The organism is Streptomyces sp. NPDC002809 (assembly GCF_040295435.1).
In the GTDB taxonomy this organism is placed as follows: Bacteria; Actinomycetota; Actinomycetes; order Streptomycetales; family Streptomycetaceae; genus Streptomyces.
Genome location: NZ_JBEOVJ010000100.1, coordinates 1 through 15,284, shown reverse-complemented (window position 1 = coordinate 15,284; position 15,284 = coordinate 1). Strand labels below are relative to the sequence as shown.

Sequence of the window (15,284 nt, the reverse complement as noted above, 5' to 3'; positions counted from 1 at the left end):
GCCCGGTGGCGGTACACGGGTCTACGGGATGCGCACCACGGTGCGGTGAGGCTAGGGGCGGGCGGGCCGGGCGGCCCAGGGCGGTGTCCCGGTGAGCGGGAACGGTCCGGCCCGCTGCGGCTTGTCTGTAACCGTCCGGGCAGGCCGGACCGCCGGCGGTCACTTACTGATCCACGCCTCGCCGAAGAGGGTCATGGACTCGTCGGTGGGAACGAGACCGTGCACGTTCTTGCCCCAGGCGGTGAGTGCGGCGCTGGCCCCGAGGTTGATCATGGGGACGTCCTCGTTGAACAGGGTCTGGATCCGGTCGAGGACCTTCTGGGTCTCGGCGTCGCCGTCCGCACGGTGGAGCTGGGCCAGCAGGGCGTCCATCTTCGGGTTGGCGTACCCGCCGGGGTTGCCGTAGCTCGTGGAGTTCAGGACGCTCTGCAGCCGGTGGTAGGGGTCGTTCTCCGAGATGCTGGCGGCACTGCGGCTGATGTCGAAGTCGTGTTCCACATACGTCTTGGCCACCCGGTCGGCGATGGAGGAGACCAGGTCGAGCTTCACGGTGAATCCGACGCGTTCCAGCATGGCCTTGACGACCACACCCTTGGCCCTGGCGACGGGGTCGCTGCCGTCCATGTAGGTGATCTCGCCGTCGTAGCCGTCCTTCTTGGCCGCGTCGAGCAGCTTCTTCGCCTTGTCGAGGTCGAGGCCCAGGGGCTTCACCTCGGAGTGCAGGCGTGATTCCGGCGGGAAGATCTCCTTGCCGGGCAGGCCCTTGCCGTTGTAGGCGCGTGCGGTGTCGAGCTCGGGGTCGAGGGCCAGGGCCATCGCCTGGCGGACCCGCAGGTCGGCGCCGGGCCGGCCCTTGCGGGTGTTGACCGTGATCACGTTGCCGAGTCCGGTGAGGGTCAGTTCACCGAAGTGGCCCGCCCTGACGGCGTCATCGACGACGTCGGGGCCGCGCATGTGCGCCACATCCGCCGTGCCGTCGTCGAGCGCCTCCAGTTTGGAGCGGTCCGACTGCGGCCAGGTGAACCTGAGGGCGTCCAGGTGGGGCCTGCCCTTGAAGTACTTCGTGTTGGCGTTGAGGACCATCTCCTCCTGGGGCGCGTACTTGCCCAGGAGGAAGGGGCCGGCCCCGATGGGCTTGAACGTCTTCCCGGCGTACGCGGCGGGGGCCACGATCATGCCGGGCGCCTGGGCGAGCATCGCGGGGAACGTCGCCCAGGGGCTGCGGAGGGTGAACACGACGGTCGAGTCGTCGGTCGCCTCGGTCTTCGCCAGGTTCGGCGCGAGCAGCGCGGTGTCGGCACCCTTGTTCTTCTGGTACCAGGCGATGGAGGCGGTCACGGCGTCGGCGTCGAGCGGGGTGCCGTCGGAGAACTTCACCCCGTCGCGGAGCTTCAGCGTCCAGGTCTTCTTGTCGTCGCTGCTCCGCAGGGACTCGGCGAGCTGCGGCTGGTACTTCTTGGCGGCGGTGTCGTACCGCATCAGTACGTCGTAGACGGCGGCGAGCGCGGAGCCGCCGGACGATCCGGTGGCGTAGGTGACGGCGGGGCTGAGGCTGCGGGCCTCGGCGTAGTCGGCGATGCGCAGGGTGCCGCCGTCTACGGGGGTGCCGCCGTCCGGCTGGTTGCCGATGAGCCCGAAGGTGTAGCGGCCTCGTTCGGTCTTCTGCGTCTTCGCGCCGTCGGATTTCCCGGTGTCGGACGCTACGCACGCGGAGGTGAGCATCGCCGTGACGGCCAGGGTGGCGGCGAGGCGGACTCGCGGCCGTGGTGCTCGCTTCATTTCTTCCTCCATGAGCCCGGGCCGGTCGGACCGGTGCCGGAAGGTGGGAAAAACGGGTGCCGGAAGGCAGGTGGCACCGAGGCAGGAAAGGCCCGGGGCCTGAGCAGGTGGGGGGACGCTATGGCCGGCGAAATCCGGCCGACGTGACGCATCCCACTCACCGGGAGCCCGGCGAAGTCCTGCCCACACGGTCGGTGCAGCCGTGTTCCCTCTTCCTTCCGCCCGTGCCACGGTGTCCCAGTGACCGGAATGACCTCGGGGCGGAGGGGCCCGTACTGCCGACACTGGCGTCGACCGCCATCCCAGTGGAGTTCACGACGCCCAGGAGTTCCCGATGCCCAGCGAAACGGATCACCGCGCAGCCGCCCTCATCCGGGCAGCCGCGCTCACCGGCCCGGGCGGCCGGTTCGAGCTTGCCGACGACGACGTGCTGGGCACCCGGCTGCCGGTGTTCACCCATCGGCAGCGGGCCCTGCACGAGGTGCTGCACGCGTCCGTCGCCCATGCCGACCGTGACTACATCGTCACCGCGGACCGGCGGATCACCTTCGCCCGGCACGCCGCCCAGGTCGCCTCGCTGGCCCAGGTGCTGCGGGAGGAGTACGGCATCGCCCGGGGCGACCGGGTGGCCATCGCCGCCGCCAACTGCCCCGAGTGGATCCAGACGTTCTGGGCCACCGTGTCGATCGGTGCGGTGGCGGTCGGATTCAACGCCTGGTGGTCGGCGCGGGAGATGGCGCACGGCATCGACAACGCGGATCCGGTGCTGGTGGTGGCCGATGCCAGGCAGCAGGCGAAGCTGGCAGACTGCGCGGTGCCGGTGCTGTCCGTGGAGAACGACATCAGCCGCTTCCTGGCGGCCCACCCCGACGCACCGCTGCCCTCCGCCGACGTCGCGGAGGACGACCCTGCGGTCATCCTCTACACCTCGGGCACCTCGGGCCGCCCCAAGGGGGCCGTGCACACGCACCGCAATCTGCTGGCAGTCGTCGAGTACCACCGTATGAACGACGCCCTGCTCCAGGAGTTCGGCGATCCGCTGTCGCCGCAGGACCGCGTCTATCTGCTGACGCTGCCGCTGTTCCACATCGCGAGCCTGCACAACCTGGCCGTGCCGCGGCTCGCCACCGGCAGCCGGATCGCCCTGCACCAGGGCTCGTTCAAGGTGGATGCCGTCCTGGGCATGGTCGAGCGCGAACGGGTCACCAACTGGGGCGCGGTGCCGACCATGGCCCACCGGATGCTCGAACACGGCGGAGCCGACCGGTACGACACGTCCTCGCTCACGTCGTTCTCGCTGGCCTCCGCGCCGTCGTCGACCGCGTTCAAGGAGCGGCTGCGCCAGGGCCTGCCGTTCGCGAAGGACTCGCTGGTGGACAGCTACGGGCTGACGGAGACCTGCACCGGAGTCGCCGCGGCGAGCGCGCAGGAACTGGCGGTCGCTCCCGGAACCCTCGGCCGGCCGGTCACCGGTGTGCAGCTGGAGATCCGCGACCCCGCGGGCGAGGTGCTCGGCGAGGGCGAGGAGGGCGAGGTCTGGGTCCGCAGCCAGTTCAACATGCTGGGCTACTGGCGCGACCCGGAGGCCACCGCCGGCGCCATCGGCGCGGACCGCTGGCTGTGCACCGGGGACCTGGGTGAGTTGCGCGAGGGCCGGCTGTATCTCAGCAGCCGCCGTTCGGACCTGATCATCCGCGGCGGCGAGAACGTCTACCCGGCGGAGATCGAGACGGTTCTCGTCGAGCACCCCGACGTCCGTGAGTGTCTGGTGATGGGTGTGCCGCATCCCGACCTGGGCCAGGAGGTCGCCGCGGTCGTGGTCCTCGCCCCGGGCTCGACCGTCACCGAGGAGGCGCTGAGGGAGTACGCGGCGGACGCGCTGGCCTACTTCAAGGTGCCCAAGCAGTGGCGGCTGACGCGCGACGAACTGCCGCGCAACGCCACGGGCAAGGTGATCCGGAACCAGGTGCGCGTCTGACGCCGGCACGGAGAGACGACAGTGCCCCGGCCGTGTGAAGCGGCCGGGGCACTGTGCGTGCGGCTCAGAAGTCGGCGGGCCCCCGCAGGGTCGCCTCGGCGCCTCCGTCGACGTACACCACCTGCCCGGTGATGTGGCTGTTTCCCTCGGAGGCCAGGAACATCACGGCCCGCGCGACGTCCTCGGGCTCCAGATAGCCGTTGAGCGGCATGGGGACCGCCGCGTCCATGACCTTCTTCATCTCCGGGTCGTCGAAGAGTCCCGCGCTCATCGGGGTGAGGACGACGCCGGGCGCGACGACGTTCACGGGGATCCCGGCGTCGGCCCAGCCCTCGGAGACCGCGGTGCGCCGCGCCCACTGCGCGAGCGCCGCCTTGGAGGAGGGATACAGCTGCCGGGCCCGGCCGTCGGCCACGGCCAGCTCCGCGTGCGCCAGGGCCGTGGTCTCGTCACCCGCCAGGCAGGCGGCGACGACCTCCGGGTCGTGCGGCTGCGTGCCGGAGATCGAACCGATGACCACGACCCGCGGCCGCTCGGCCGCGGTGAGGGCGGGGTGCAGCGCCGTCAGGAACTCGGTGGTGCCGAAGTAGTTGATGGTGACCATCGCGGTTCCCGGCACGGAGGTTCCGGCACAGGTCACGACCGCGTCCACGACACCGCCGGCGGCCTCGACGGCCGAGGCCGCGGCAGCGGCCCGGCCCTCGGGCGTGGCCAGATCGGCCTCGATCTCGCCGCCCCGGAGGTCCACGCCGATCACGCGGTCTCCCTGGGCGCGGAACAGGGCGGTGAGGGCGGCACCGATCCCGGACCCGGATCCGGTGACGACGACGTTGCGCGGCATGAGTGCTCCTCGGGTGAGTCGGTGTAGCTGGCCCGGGCACCGTAGGAGCTTCGGAACGGGACCGGCGCCCGCCGTCCCACTGACCGGATGCGGTTGGGCGGAGCCAGGCCCGCCCTCCGCCGAGCACCGGGCCGGGGAGTCAGGAACGCCGTTCGTTGAGGACCGGGCCGGGGAGTCAGGAACGCCGTTCGCACAGGACCGGGCCCAGGAGGAGCCGGCAGGCCAGCCGGATGCCCTCCTGCGCCGCCTCGGCCGTGGAACGCTCGTACAGAACGGTGGTGAGCAGGCCGTACCAGGCCTGCTCCAGGATGCGGACCACTCGCCGGTCCTGGTCGCAGGGGTCCGACACCCCTGCCATGCGCAGGATCAGGTCCGCGACGATCTCGTCCGTGCGGCGGGCCGGGTCGCCGTCACCGACGTGGGAGACGTTGTTGGACTGGAGCATCGCCAGGGCCAGCAGCGGTTGCTCGAAGAGCTGCCGGCTCGCCCCTGTGAGCAGTTCGCTCACCGCTTCCACCGGCCCGGCGCCCTGCGGTGGCAGCGGAGAGCCGGCGTCGAGTCGTCGCACCTGGTCGTGCAGGACGGCGGCGAACAGGTGGGGCTTGGACGGGAAGTAGCGGTACAGGGTGGCGATCGCGACGCCCGACCGCCGGGCCACGTCGTGCATCTGCATGCCTTCGAGACCGTGTACGGCTCCGAGGTGCGCCGCGGCACGCAGCATGCGGGCGTAGCGCTGGCGCTGTTTGGGCGAGCTGGGGTACGCGGGGGTTCTCTCGCCGTTCGTTCGGGTCACGGTGCTGACGTCCTTCCGCCGGCCGCCGATGGTCTCGTGCGCGGCACGTGCCGGGTGGGCGTGGTTCCGTTGAGTGGGATCCGGCCGGAACCCGGCGACCTGGACGGCCTCCCGCCCACCGGGACGGAGCCTGCGCGAGCCGGGGCGGGGGACTTGGATGAACTCTCCCTTCCCTCCCGTCCCGATCTGTCCAGGAGAGGTGCCCATGCGGCTCGGCATCAACAGTCCCGTCGTCACGGCTGTCCCCGGCGTCCATTCCCCTTGGGAACGCACCGCCGGCATCGAGGAGCTCGGGGCGGTCGCCGAGGCCGCCGACCGGCTCGGCTTCGACCATCTGACCTGTTCGGAACATGTGGCAGTGCCCGTGGAGATCGCCGGGCAGCGCGGCGGCACCTACTGGGACCCGCTGTCCACCTTCGGCTATCTGGCCGCCCGGACCCGTCGGATCAGGTTCGCCACCCAGGTCCTGGTGCTCGGTTACCACCACCCGCTGGAGATAGCGAAGCGGTACGGCACTCTGGACCGGATCTCGGGCGGGCGGATCGTCCTGGGCCTCGGGGTGGGCAGTCTGGAGGAGGAGTTCCAGCTGCTGGGCGCCGCCTTCGAAGGCCGGGGCGCGATCGCCGACGACGCTCTCGCGGCCCTGCGGGCATCCCTGTCCCGGCGCGAACCCGCCTACCGCGGCGAGCACTTCGACTACGAAGGTCTCGTGGTGGAGCCGCACGCGGTGCAGGACCGGGTGCCGCTGTGGATCGGTGGCCGCACGCCGCGTTCGCTGCGCCGGGCGCTCGCGCACGGCGACGGCTGGGTGCCGTTCGGGCTGCCGCTCGACCGGCTGCGCGAGATGGTCGGTGCGGCCTCGCTCCCCGACGGCTTCGAGGTGGTGCTGAGCGCGGGCCGCCCGCTCGATCCGTCAGGCGATCCGGACGGCACGTCCGAGGCGCTGCGGAAGGTGTCCGAGGCCGGTGCCACGCTGGTCAGCGTGGACCTGACTGCCGGGTCGGCGAGCCACTACGTCGAGCAGCTGGAGGCCGTCGCCGCGATCGCGGGTATCACGGTGGCCGCGGAGGCCCGGGCATGAGCGAGGACCGGCTCGCCGCGGTCGAGGCGCGGCTCGGGAAGCTGGAGGACGAGCGCGACATCGCGCGCACGATGGCTTCTTACGGGCCGCTGGTGGACGGAGGCGACGCGGAGGGGGTGGCCGCGCTCTGGGCACCGGACGGGGTGTACGACATCGACGAGATCTTCCTCGCGGGCCGGGAGCAGATCCGTGAGATGGTCCGCTCCCCCGCGCACCAGGGGTGGATCCGTCAGGGCTGTGCTCATGTCGTGGGTCCGCCGCACATCACGGTGGACGGTGACGAGGCGGTGGCGGTGTGCCATTCCCTGATGGTGGTGCACGAGTCGGGCCGTTACGTGGTGCGCCGGGCGACGGCCAACCACTGGCGGCTGCGCCGCACACCGTCGGGGTGGAAGGTGGTCACCCGGACCAATCGCATCCTGGACGGCCGCGCGGAGTCCCCCGCGCTGCTGGTGGCCGGGGTGCGGGGCGAGCCGGCCGGCAACTGAACAGCCCGTCCCGCGCGGGGTGGTGACGGATGATCACCACCCCGTGCCGCGGCGTGTCAGGAGGCGCCGTACACCGGCTGCGGGGTCTCGGCCGCGGCCAGCAGACCGGTGACCGCCGCTCCGGCCTCGGCCGGGGTCCAGCGGGCGCCCTTGTCGGCGGTGGGGCCGGGGCGCCAGCCCTCCATCACGGTGATCCGTCCGGCCTCGGTCTCGAAGACCCGGCCGCTCACCCCGGCGGATGCGGCGGAGCCCAGCCAGACGACGAGCGGCGAGACGTTCTCCGGGGCCATCGCGTCGAAGGCCCCCTCGCCTGGGGCCGCCATCGTCTCGGCGAAGGTCGCCTCGGTCATCCGGGTCCGGGCTGCCGGGGCGATCGCGTTGATCTGGACCCCGTAGCGGCCCATCTCGGCGGCGGCCACCAGGGTCAGGCCGACGATGCCGGCCTTGGCGGCCGCGTAGTTGCCCTGGCCGACGCTGCCCAGCAGCCCGGCCCCTGAGCTGGTGTTGACGACCCGGGCCTCGGGTGTCCGGCCGGCCTTCGCCTCGGCACGCCAGTGCGCCGCGGCGTGCTTGAGGGGCAGGAAGTGCCCCTTGAGGTGGACGCGCATGACGGCGTCCCAGTCGTCCTCGTCCAGGTTGACGAGCATCCTGTCGCGGAGGAATCCGGCGTTGTTGACGAGGGTGTCGAGCCGGCCGAAGGAGTCGAGTGCGGTGGCGACGAGTGAGGCCGCGCCCTCGGAGGTGGCGATGTCACCGTTGTGGGCGACGGCCTCGCCCCCGGCCGCGCGGATCTCCTTCACGACCTGCTGGGCCGGCCCGGTGCCCGAGCCGGAGCCGTCGAGCCCCACGCCCAGGTCGTTGACGACGACTTTCGCGCCCTCGGCGGCGAGGGCCAGGGCATGTGCGCGGCCGAGTCCACGGCCGGCGCCGGTGACGACGGCGACGCGTCCGGCACACAGGGCGGTCGGTGAGGTCATGACGGGTGTCCTTTCGATGGGCGAGAGGCGGTGCGCGACGTGAGACGCGCGGCATACGACACGCGATGCGCGGGGAACAGGGGCGCCGGTTCCGCTGAGTGGCATGACACCCTCCCGCGGCGTCCGTATCGCTGCTACCTTTTGGGCCTAACAAACGTTTGGTGGAAAGGTAGCTGATCTGCTCATGGGTGTCTCCACCTCCGTCCCACACGAGGGCATCGCCGTCGTCACCGTGGACTACCCCCCGGTCAACGCCCTGCCCGTACAGGGCTGGTACGACCTGGCCGCGGCGGTACGCGCCGCCGGGGCCGATCCGGACGTCCGCTGTGTGGTGCTCACCGCCGAGGGGCGCGGCTTCAACGCGGGCGTGGACATCAAGGAGATGCAGCGCGCCAACGGACCCGAAGCTCTGATCGGCGCCAACAGGGGCTGTTTCGAGGCGTTCGCCGCGGTCTACGAGTGCGAGGTCCCGGTCGTCGCCGCCGTACACGGCTTCTGCCTGGGCGGTGGCATCGGCCTGGTGGGCAACGCGGACGTGATCGTGGCCGCCGACGACGCCTCCTTCGGCCTGCCCGAGCTCGACCGCGGCGCGCTCGGCGCGGCAACCCACCTGGCCCGGCTGGTCCCGCAGCACCTGATGCGGACCCTGTACTACACCTCGCGCACCGTTTCGGCCGAGGAACTGCACCGGCACGGCTCGGTGTTCAGCGTCGTGCCGCGCGAGCGGCTCACCGGGGCCGCACTGGAGATCGCCGGGGAGATCGCCGCCAAGGACGGCTACCTCATCCGGCTGGCCAAGGCCGCCATCAACGGCATCGATCCGGTCGACGTACGCCGCAGCTACCGCTTCGAGCAGGGCTTCACCTTCGAGGCCAACCTCAGTGGCGTCGCCGACCGTGTGCGCGACACCTTCGGCACGGACAAGGAGCAGCAGACGTGACACAGGACAAGACGATGACGGCCGACGACGTCGTCGGCCGGCTGGAGAGCGGCATGACGGTCGGCATCGGCGGCTGGGGGTCCCGCCGCAAGCCGATGGCCCTGGTGCGGGCGCTGCTGCGCTCGGACATCACCGACCTGACCGTGGTGTCGTACGGCGGCCCCGACGTGGGCCTGCTCGCGGCTGCGGGCAAGATCCGCAAGCTGGTCGCGGCCTTCGGAACGCTCGACTCGATACCGCTGGAGCCGCACTTCACGGCGGCCCGTCAGCGCGGCGCCTTCGAGATGGTCGAGATGGACGAGGCGATGATGATGTGGGGCCTGACGGCCGGCGCACAGCGGCTGCCGTTCATGCCGGTGCGCGCCGGTCTGGGCTCGGACCTGATGGAGGTCAACCCCGCTCTGCGTACGGTCACGTCTCCGTACGAGGACGGCGAGAAGCTGGTCGCGGCCCCGGCGCTGCGACTGGACGCGGCCCTGGTCCACCTCAACCGCTCCGACGCGCAGGGCAACGGCCAGTACCTGGGCCCCGATCCGTACTTCGACGACCTGTTCTGCGAGGCGGCCGACCAGGGGTTCGTCTCCTGCGAGCAGATCGTGGAGACGGCGGACCTGCTGAAGGAGCACGGTCCGCAGACGCTGCTGATCAAGCGGATGTTCGTGGACGGGGTCGTCGAGACGCCGAACGGGGCTCACTTCACTTCCTGCGTGCCCGACCACGACCGGGACGAGGCCTTCCAGCGCGCCTACGTCAAGGCCGCCCGCGACCCCGAGGCCTGGCCCGCCTTCGTCGAACGGTTCCTGTCCGGGGACGAGGCCGCCTACCAGGCCGCCGTCACCGCGTTCCACCAGGAGGAAGCATGAGCGGCACCGAGACCACCGGCATCCAGGCGCCGAGCCGCGCCGAGTACTGCGTGGTGGCCTGCGCAGAGGCCTGGCGGGACGCGGGCGAGATCCTCGCCAGCCCCATGGGCACCGTTCCCGCCATCGGTGCACGCCTGGCGCGGCTGACCTTCTCCCCCGAGCTGCTGCTGACCGACGGGGAGGCGCTGCTGATAGCCGACACCCCCGCCGTGGGGGCGAAGCCGGGGAGCATCGAGGGCTGGCTGCCGTTCCGCCAGCACCTGACGCTCACCGCCACCGGCCGCCGGCACGTGATGATGGGCGCCAGCCAGATCGACCGGCACGGCAACCAGAACATCTCCTGCATCGGCGACTGGGCCCGGCCCACCCGCCAGCTGCTCGGGGTGCGCGGCGCACCGGTCAACACTCTCAACAACCCCACCAGTTACTGGGTTCCCAAGCACTCGGCGCGCGTGTTCGTGGAGCACGTCGACATGGTCAGCGGAGTCGGCTACGACCGCGCGGCGGCGGCGGGTCCCTCCGCCACCCGATACCACCGCATCCCCGAAGTCGTCAGCAATCTCGGCGTCTTCGACTTCGAGACCCCCGACCGCACGATGCGGCTGCGCTCCCTGCACCCCGGCGTGAGTCTCGAACAGGTCACCGCGGCCACCGGGTTCGCCCTCACCGTTCCCGACGAGGTGCCGTTCACCCGGGAGCCCACGGAGGCCGAACTCCGGCTGATCCGTGAGGTCATCGACCCCAAGGGGCTGCGCGAGCGCGAGGTCCCGGCATGACCGGGCCCGAACCGTTCCCGACGGCGCTCACCGAGCTGACCGGGGTCCGTTACCCGATCGTGCAGACCGGAATGGGATGGGTGGCCGGTCCCCGGCTGGTGTCGGCCTCGGCGAACGCGGGGGCGCTCGGCATCCTGGCCTCCGCGACGATGACGGTCGAGCAGCTCCGCGCGGCGGTCCGCGAGGTGAAGTCCCGTACGGACGCGCCGTTCGGCGTCAATCTGCGGGCGGATGCGGGCGACGCGGGCGAGCGGGTCCGGATCATCATCGACGAAGGGGTGCGGGTGGCGTCCTTCGCGCTCGCCCCCTCCAAGGACCTGATCGCCAGGCTCAAGGACGCCGGCGTCGTCGTCATCCCGTCCATCGGCGCCCGCCGGCACGCGGAGAAGGTCGCCGCGTGGGGAGCCGACGCGGTGATGGTCCAGGGTGGTGAGGGCGGCGGCCACACGGGCGACGTCGCCACCACCGTGCTGCTCCCCCAGGTGGTGGACGCCGTCGGCATCCCCGTGATCGCGGCGGGCGGCTTCCACGACGGCCGCGGCCTCGTCGCCGCGCTGGCGTACGGGGCGGCCGGCATCGGGATGGGCACCCGCTTCCTGCTCACCTCCGACAGCACCGTCCCCGACGCGGTGAAGGCGAAGTACCTGGCCGCAACCGTCAAGGACGTCACGGTCACCACCCAGGTGGACGGCCTGCCGCACCGCATGCTGCGTACCGCCATGGTCGACTCGCTGGAGCGCTCCGGCCGCGCCACCTCCCTGCTGCGGGCCCTGCGGCACGCCTCGGCCTTCCGGAAGGAGTCCGGTGCGAGCTGGCCCCAGCTGGTCCGCGACGGACTGGCGATGAAGCACGGCAAGGAACTGACCTGGAGCCAGGTGCTGCTGGCCGCCAACACGCCGATGCTGCTGAAGGCCTCACTGGTCGAGGGGCGTACCGACATCGGAGTGATGGCCTCGGGCCAGGTGGCGGGCCTGATCGAGGATCTGCCGTCCTGCTCGGAACTGGTCGAACGCATCATGGACGAGGCGCGGACGGCCCTGAAGTCCCTGCCGGGGGTGGGCTGACGTTACGGCTGCCGGCAGGCGAGAGGCGGGCTGACCCCGTGGCTGCCGGCAGGCGAGGGGCGGTCCGACGCCATGGCCGCCGCCCCGCCTGCACGGGCACGTCGTACGACACCGCGGGCGGGGACCGGCCGCAGCCGGGGAGGTCGACCCGGATGACGTGGTGGTGGGCGGCCGGTGCCGGGATCATCGGGCTCCAGAGGCTCCCGGACGCCCCCGATCCGTGGATGAGCAACATCGGCGGCCCCTCCCTCGGGCCGTCGCGGACCACGTGCATCCCGTGCAAGAGCTCAACGTCGAATTCACTCATGCAGGGATGATGCCGGGGCTTCCTGCCGTCGGTCTTGTACACATGTCGCCGTGGGGGTGACGCCGGCCACCATGGCGGCACACAGGGGCCGGCGCCCCGGCGAGTACACCGCCGCGCCTTCCGGCCGGGTCACCGTCGCGGTGAAGGCCGTCCACGTCCGTCATCAAGCCCGCGGCGTCAGGTCCAGGGGGCGAACGGCGGGCGGGCCGGAGCGGGGCCGAGGGTGGTGGTGCCCGGTTCGGCGCGGTGCCCGAGGCCCGTCCGGTAGGCGTTCAGCGCCGCTTCCGTCCGGCCCTCGCTGCGCAGCAGGTCCCCCAGCAGCCGGCAGATGTCGGCGAGATCCCCGGCGGCGCCTGTCTGTTCGAGCAGGGAGAGCGCCGTGGCGTAGTGCAGCTCGGCGGCCTCCGCGTCCCCGGCCTCCTCCGCGATCAGCCCGAGAAGCCGGTGGGCGCCGCCGGCATGCACCGCACCGCGGCCGGGCTGGAGTCCGGCCAGCAGGCTTTCCAGGAGTTCCGCGGCCTCCGTCGACTTTCCCCGCCTGCGCAGGACGTCGGCGAGTTCCACCTCCACCTGTGACACGTACAGTGCCGCCCGCTTGGACACCAGCATCGAGTGCGCGGTACGCAGTTCCGTCTCCGCTCGCACGAGGTCGTCGTGCTGGGCCCAGACGTAGCCGCGCATCCAGTGGCAGTGGGCGAGTTCGGTACGGAGGTGCAGCTGCTGGTAGAGCTCGGTGGCCCGCTCCAACGACGCCTGGGCGGCGTCGACCCTGCCTTCGGCGAGCAGTGTGCGGGCCACCGTCCGGTGCATGCCGGCGACCAGAGCGGGGTCCGAGACCTGGGGCACCAGGGCGAGTGCGAGTTCAGCGGCCTGCGCGGCGCGGGCATGGGCGCCCATGTCCATGTACGGGGCGATCGAGGCCGTGTAGAGCTGGAGCAGCGCTCCCGGGTCGTGCAGCCCGGACGTGTTCAGTTCGTCGATCGCGCTTTCCAGCAGGTAGCACGCATAGCGCAGTTCACCTGCCAGGTAGTGGGCGACCGACCTTCCCCGGACCGCCCGGGCACGGGCGGGCAGGGGCTGGTCGGCCAGCGCGCGTTCCGCCGCCTCGAACCGGGCCAGGGCATCGGTCAGTTCGCCGGTCTCCAGCGCGCATTCCCCGAGGCCCACGAGCGCTGCCGCCCGTTCCTGTGCCAGTCCGTACTCCTCGGCCCGGCCGAGGATCTGCTCATAGGCGGACCGCGCGTCCGCGGCGTCCTCGACCGCCAGTACCCGATGGGCGTCGGCCAGCTCCATGCGCAGGGCCGTGGCGATGTGGGTGGGCTTGCCCGTGGCGAGCTCCTCGTGGTCGACGCCGAGCCGTTCGGCGATGTACCGGAGGGCGGCTTCGGATGGCCGCACCTTGCCGGCTTCCAGGGTGGAGACGTACGCGGCTGTGTACACGGGCTCGGCAAGCTGCCGCTGCGTCAGTTCGTGTTCCTTGCGGAGGCGCTTCACCCGACGGCCGATCGCGGCCGGCGCGTCCTGCTCCTCCGCCTGCTCCCGGTGCGGCCGGCCGGAAGCCTCATCCCCGGTCGTGCGCTCCGGTTCGCCGGTCGCCCTGCTGGTTCCCACCATGGCTGCCCCTCGTCCTGCGTCCGCCGGTGGTCACCGGCTGCTTCGTGCCTCTGCGACTACTGAACCGAGGAGACCGCCGGCCGTCGCCGTCCCATACTGCCGCCCGGCTTTCCGGGGCGCCGCCTGCCGCACCCCGTCTGCGCCGGGGCCGGCGGGACTGTTGCCAACAGCTCGCCACCCAGCCTAGGTTATGCGACACGTTAACCGTATTTACATTATGGATTTACTTCATTTCGGATCCGGCCGACAGAATGAGGATTGGCATGCACACCCCCAGAGCAGCCGTCATATCCGTGGGCGTCGCGCTCACAGCGATCATGGGGGCGGCCCTCGCCGCTCCCGCGTCCGCCGTGGACCCGGAGCCCGCCCCGAGCCCGCGCGTCACCGTCGAGTACTTCCCCCAGCCCGGCGGCGAGGGCCGCCGGACCGAGGTACCGGTCAACACGGACACGGTGCCCCGTAGTTCCGCCGCACGGAGCGCGGCACCCGCCGCGGAGACCACGGACGGGGAGGTCGGGGAGCTTTCCGTGACGGGCGCCTCGGCCGACCGGCTCGACGTGGTGATCGTCGGCGACGGCTACACCGCCGACCAGCAGGACGCCTTCCACACCGCGGCGGCCACGAAGTGGGCGGCCATCACCGGCATCGAGCCGTACTCGAGCTATCAGGGCCTGATGAACGTGTGGACCGTCGACGCGGTGTCCGCCGAATCCGGCATCACGGGTGACCCCACCGCCGACGTCACCAAGGACACCGCGCTCGGCAGCTACTTCTGGTGCTCGCAGACCGAACGCCTGATCTGCGCCGACATCGACAAGGTCGCCTCCTACGCGGCCAAGGCCCCCGAGGCCGACCTGGTCATCGTCATCTCCAACTCCACCAAGTACGGCGGCGCCGGCTACTCGGGCCTGGAGGCGGAGGGCTACCCGTTCGACGGCGTCTCCACCCTCTCCTCGGACAACGCGCAGTCGAGCATGATCGCCGCACACGAGATCGCCCACTCGGTCGGACTCCTGGCGGACGAGTACACGTACGACAGTTACGGCACCTGGTCGGGCGGCGAGCTCCCCGACATCAACTCCAGCATCTTCACCACAGAACAGATGGCCGCGAACCAGACCAAGTGGTACCGCTGGCTCGGCGAGACCGACCCCACGGGCGGCACCGTCGGCACGTACGAGGGCAGCAGCTACTACCCCTTCGGGATCTACCGCCCGACCGGCAACTCCATCATGCGGGCCCTGAACATCAGCGAGTTCAACCTCCCCGGACGCGAGGCCATGATCGCCGGCTTCTACCGCGAGGCCAACGCGCTGAGCAGCAAGGTCAGCCTGAGCAGCGCGGTCCTCAGGACCAGCCGCATCAAGGTCTCGCGGGCCGAGCTCACCGGCCTGGCCGCGCCGGAGCTGCGCTGGTACGTGGACGGCCGGCCCGTGAAGCGGGCACAGGGTCTCTCCTCCGTCGTCCCCGCCGCACTGGGTGTGCCCGCGGACGGCAGGACGCACACCGTCACGGTCACGTCCGTGGACCGGACCGCGTCGGTCCGCGACCCCGAGGTCCGCGCCGAGACCACCGAGAAGCTGACCTGGACGGTCAAGGCATCCGGGCACAAGGGCCACAAGCAGCACTGACGGACGGCCGCACGACGGCAGCCGGCACCTACCACTCCGCCGGGCCGGGACTCATGGTCCCCGCCCCGGGGCGTCGTCCCCCCCCCCATTGTGGGGCGGGGAGGGCATGCCCCACGAAGGCCCGTGGTGCCGGGCGACGGGAGGGGGCGCGG

The 15,284-nt window shown here is 71.5% G+C and carries 14 protein-coding genes; 8 read left to right on the top strand and 6 right to left on the bottom strand.

What is annotated here, in order from left to right:
- Positions 1 to 159: 159 nt before the first annotated feature.
- A complete protein-coding gene (locus ABT025_RS34900; protein ID WP_351002682.1) occupies positions 160 to 1,779 on the bottom strand; it encodes an ABC transporter substrate-binding protein in 1,620 nt (539 codons plus the stop codon).
- 334 nt (positions 1,780 to 2,113) lie between these two features.
- Between ABT025_RS34900 and casG the strand changes: the two genes are divergently transcribed.
- Positions 2,114 to 3,757, top strand: a complete 1,644-nt coding sequence (gene casG / locus ABT025_RS34895; protein WP_351002681.1) for a steroid-24-oyl-CoA synthetase — start codon at positions 2,114 to 2,116, stop codon at positions 3,755 to 3,757.
- Positions 3,758 to 3,821: 64 nt separating this feature from the next.
- On the opposite strand, the gene ABT025_RS34890 is transcribed toward casG, so the two are convergent.
- Both ABT025_RS34890 and ABT025_RS34885 read right to left on the bottom strand, forming a co-directional pair.
- Positions 3,822 to 4,598: an SDR family oxidoreductase gene (locus tag ABT025_RS34890; RefSeq protein ID WP_351002680.1), complete on the bottom strand. Its 777-nt coding sequence runs from the start codon at positions 4,596 to 4,598 to the stop codon at positions 3,822 to 3,824.
- Between the two features lie 175 nt (positions 4,599 to 4,773).
- Positions 4,774 to 5,391, bottom strand: a complete 618-nt coding sequence (locus tag ABT025_RS34885; RefSeq protein ID WP_351002679.1) for a TetR/AcrR family transcriptional regulator — start codon at positions 5,389 to 5,391, stop codon at positions 4,774 to 4,776.
- Between the two features lie 205 nt (positions 5,392 to 5,596).
- On the opposite strand from ABT025_RS34885, the gene ABT025_RS34880 reads away from it, so the two are divergent.
- Together ABT025_RS34880 and ABT025_RS34875 are read left to right on the top strand one after the other, a co-directional pair.
- Positions 5,597 to 6,472: a TIGR03619 family F420-dependent LLM class oxidoreductase gene (locus tag ABT025_RS34880; protein ID WP_351002678.1), complete on the top strand. Its 876-nt coding sequence runs from the start codon at positions 5,597 to 5,599 to the stop codon at positions 6,470 to 6,472.
- Positions 6,469 to 6,960, top strand: coding sequence for a nuclear transport factor 2 family protein (locus ABT025_RS34875; protein WP_351002677.1), 492 nt, complete (start codon positions 6,469 to 6,471; stop codon positions 6,958 to 6,960). Before ABT025_RS34880 ends, ABT025_RS34875 begins: the two co-directional genes overlap by 4 nt.
- Before the next feature lie 56 nt (positions 6,961 to 7,016).
- On the opposite strand, the gene ABT025_RS34870 is transcribed toward ABT025_RS34875, so the two are convergent.
- Positions 7,017 to 7,937, bottom strand: coding sequence for an SDR family oxidoreductase (locus tag ABT025_RS34870; RefSeq protein ID WP_351002676.1), 921 nt, complete (start codon positions 7,935 to 7,937; stop codon positions 7,017 to 7,019).
- 184 nt (positions 7,938 to 8,121) lie between these two features.
- Here ABT025_RS34870 and ABT025_RS34865 point away from each other — a divergent pair, with 184 nt between their 5' ends.
- From ABT025_RS34865 to ABT025_RS34850, 4 genes are read left to right on the top strand one after another with little or no spacing between them, the layout of a single operon-like run.
- Positions 8,122 to 8,877 carry an enoyl-CoA hydratase family protein gene (locus tag ABT025_RS34865; RefSeq protein ID WP_351002675.1) on the top strand — a complete coding sequence of 252 codons (756 nt, stop codon included), beginning with the start codon at positions 8,122 to 8,124 and terminating at the stop codon, positions 8,875 to 8,877.
- 14 nt (positions 8,878 to 8,891) lie between these two features.
- Positions 8,892 to 9,740 (top strand): CoA transferase subunit A, encoded by an 849-nt coding sequence (locus ABT025_RS34860; RefSeq protein WP_351002694.1) that lies wholly within the window; start codon positions 8,892 to 8,894, stop codon positions 9,738 to 9,740.
- Positions 9,737 to 10,516, top strand: a complete 780-nt coding sequence (locus ABT025_RS34855; protein WP_351002674.1) for a CoA-transferase subunit beta — start codon at positions 9,737 to 9,739, stop codon at positions 10,514 to 10,516. The genes ABT025_RS34860 and ABT025_RS34855 overlap by 4 nt, the downstream gene beginning before the upstream one ends.
- Positions 10,513 to 11,580, top strand: a complete 1,068-nt coding sequence (locus ABT025_RS34850) for an NAD(P)H-dependent flavin oxidoreductase (RefSeq protein ID WP_351002673.1) — start codon at positions 10,513 to 10,515, stop codon at positions 11,578 to 11,580. The genes ABT025_RS34855 and ABT025_RS34850 overlap by 4 nt, the downstream gene beginning before the upstream one ends.
- On the opposite strand, the gene ABT025_RS39590 is transcribed toward ABT025_RS34850, so the two are convergent.
- Entirely contained in the window at positions 11,531 to 11,767 is a 237-nt protein-coding gene (locus tag ABT025_RS39590; RefSeq protein ID WP_502972096.1) for an alpha/beta fold hydrolase, read from the bottom strand. The genes ABT025_RS34850 and ABT025_RS39590 overlap by 50 nt on opposite strands.
- Positions 11,768 to 12,064: 297 nt before the next feature.
- Positions 12,065 to 13,501: a tetratricopeptide repeat protein gene (locus tag ABT025_RS34840; protein ID WP_351002672.1), complete on the bottom strand. Its 1,437-nt coding sequence runs from the start codon at positions 13,499 to 13,501 to the stop codon at positions 12,065 to 12,067.
- Positions 13,502 to 13,764: 263 nt separating this feature from the next.
- Here ABT025_RS34840 and ABT025_RS34835 point away from each other — a divergent pair, with 263 nt between their 5' ends.
- Positions 13,765 to 15,132, top strand: coding sequence for a M64 family metallopeptidase (locus tag ABT025_RS34835; RefSeq protein ID WP_351002671.1), 1,368 nt, complete (start codon positions 13,765 to 13,767; stop codon positions 15,130 to 15,132).
- The last annotated feature ends 152 nt before the right edge of the window (positions 15,133 to 15,284 follow it).

Bases quoted from the DNA above. Each gene is read 5' to 3' on its own strand.
- ABT025_RS34900 (WP_351002682.1), bottom strand. From the start codon at position 1,779: ATGAAGCGAGCACCACGGCCGCGAGTCCGCCTCGCCGCCACCCTGGCC.
- casG (WP_351002681.1), top strand. From the start codon at position 2,114: ATGCCCAGCGAAACGGATCACCGCGCAGCCGCCCTCATCCGGGCAGCC.
- ABT025_RS34890 (WP_351002680.1), bottom strand. From the start codon at position 4,598: ATGCCGCGCAACGTCGTCGTCACCGGATCCGGGTCCGGGATCGGTGCC.
- ABT025_RS34880 (WP_351002678.1), top strand. From the start codon at position 5,597: ATGCGGCTCGGCATCAACAGTCCCGTCGTCACGGCTGTCCCCGGCGTC.
- ABT025_RS34875 (WP_351002677.1), top strand. From the start codon at position 6,469: ATGAGCGAGGACCGGCTCGCCGCGGTCGAGGCGCGGCTCGGGAAGCTG.
- ABT025_RS34870 (WP_351002676.1), bottom strand. From the start codon at position 7,937: ATGACCTCACCGACCGCCCTGTGTGCCGGACGCGTCGCCGTCGTCACC.
- ABT025_RS34865 (WP_351002675.1), top strand. From the start codon at position 8,122: ATGGGTGTCTCCACCTCCGTCCCACACGAGGGCATCGCCGTCGTCACC.
- ABT025_RS34860 (WP_351002694.1), top strand. From the start codon at position 8,892: ATGACGGCCGACGACGTCGTCGGCCGGCTGGAGAGCGGCATGACGGTC.
- ABT025_RS34855 (WP_351002674.1), top strand. From the start codon at position 9,737: ATGAGCGGCACCGAGACCACCGGCATCCAGGCGCCGAGCCGCGCCGAG.
- ABT025_RS34850 (WP_351002673.1), top strand. From the start codon at position 10,513: ATGACCGGGCCCGAACCGTTCCCGACGGCGCTCACCGAGCTGACCGGG.
- ABT025_RS39590 (WP_502972096.1), bottom strand. From the start codon at position 11,767: ATGATCCCGGCACCGGCCGCCCACCACCACGTCATCCGGGTCGACCTC.
- ABT025_RS34840 (WP_351002672.1), bottom strand. From the start codon at position 13,501: ATGGTGGGAACCAGCAGGGCGACCGGCGAACCGGAGCGCACGACCGGG.
- ABT025_RS34835 (WP_351002671.1), top strand. From the start codon at position 13,765: ATGCACACCCCCAGAGCAGCCGTCATATCCGTGGGCGTCGCGCTCACA.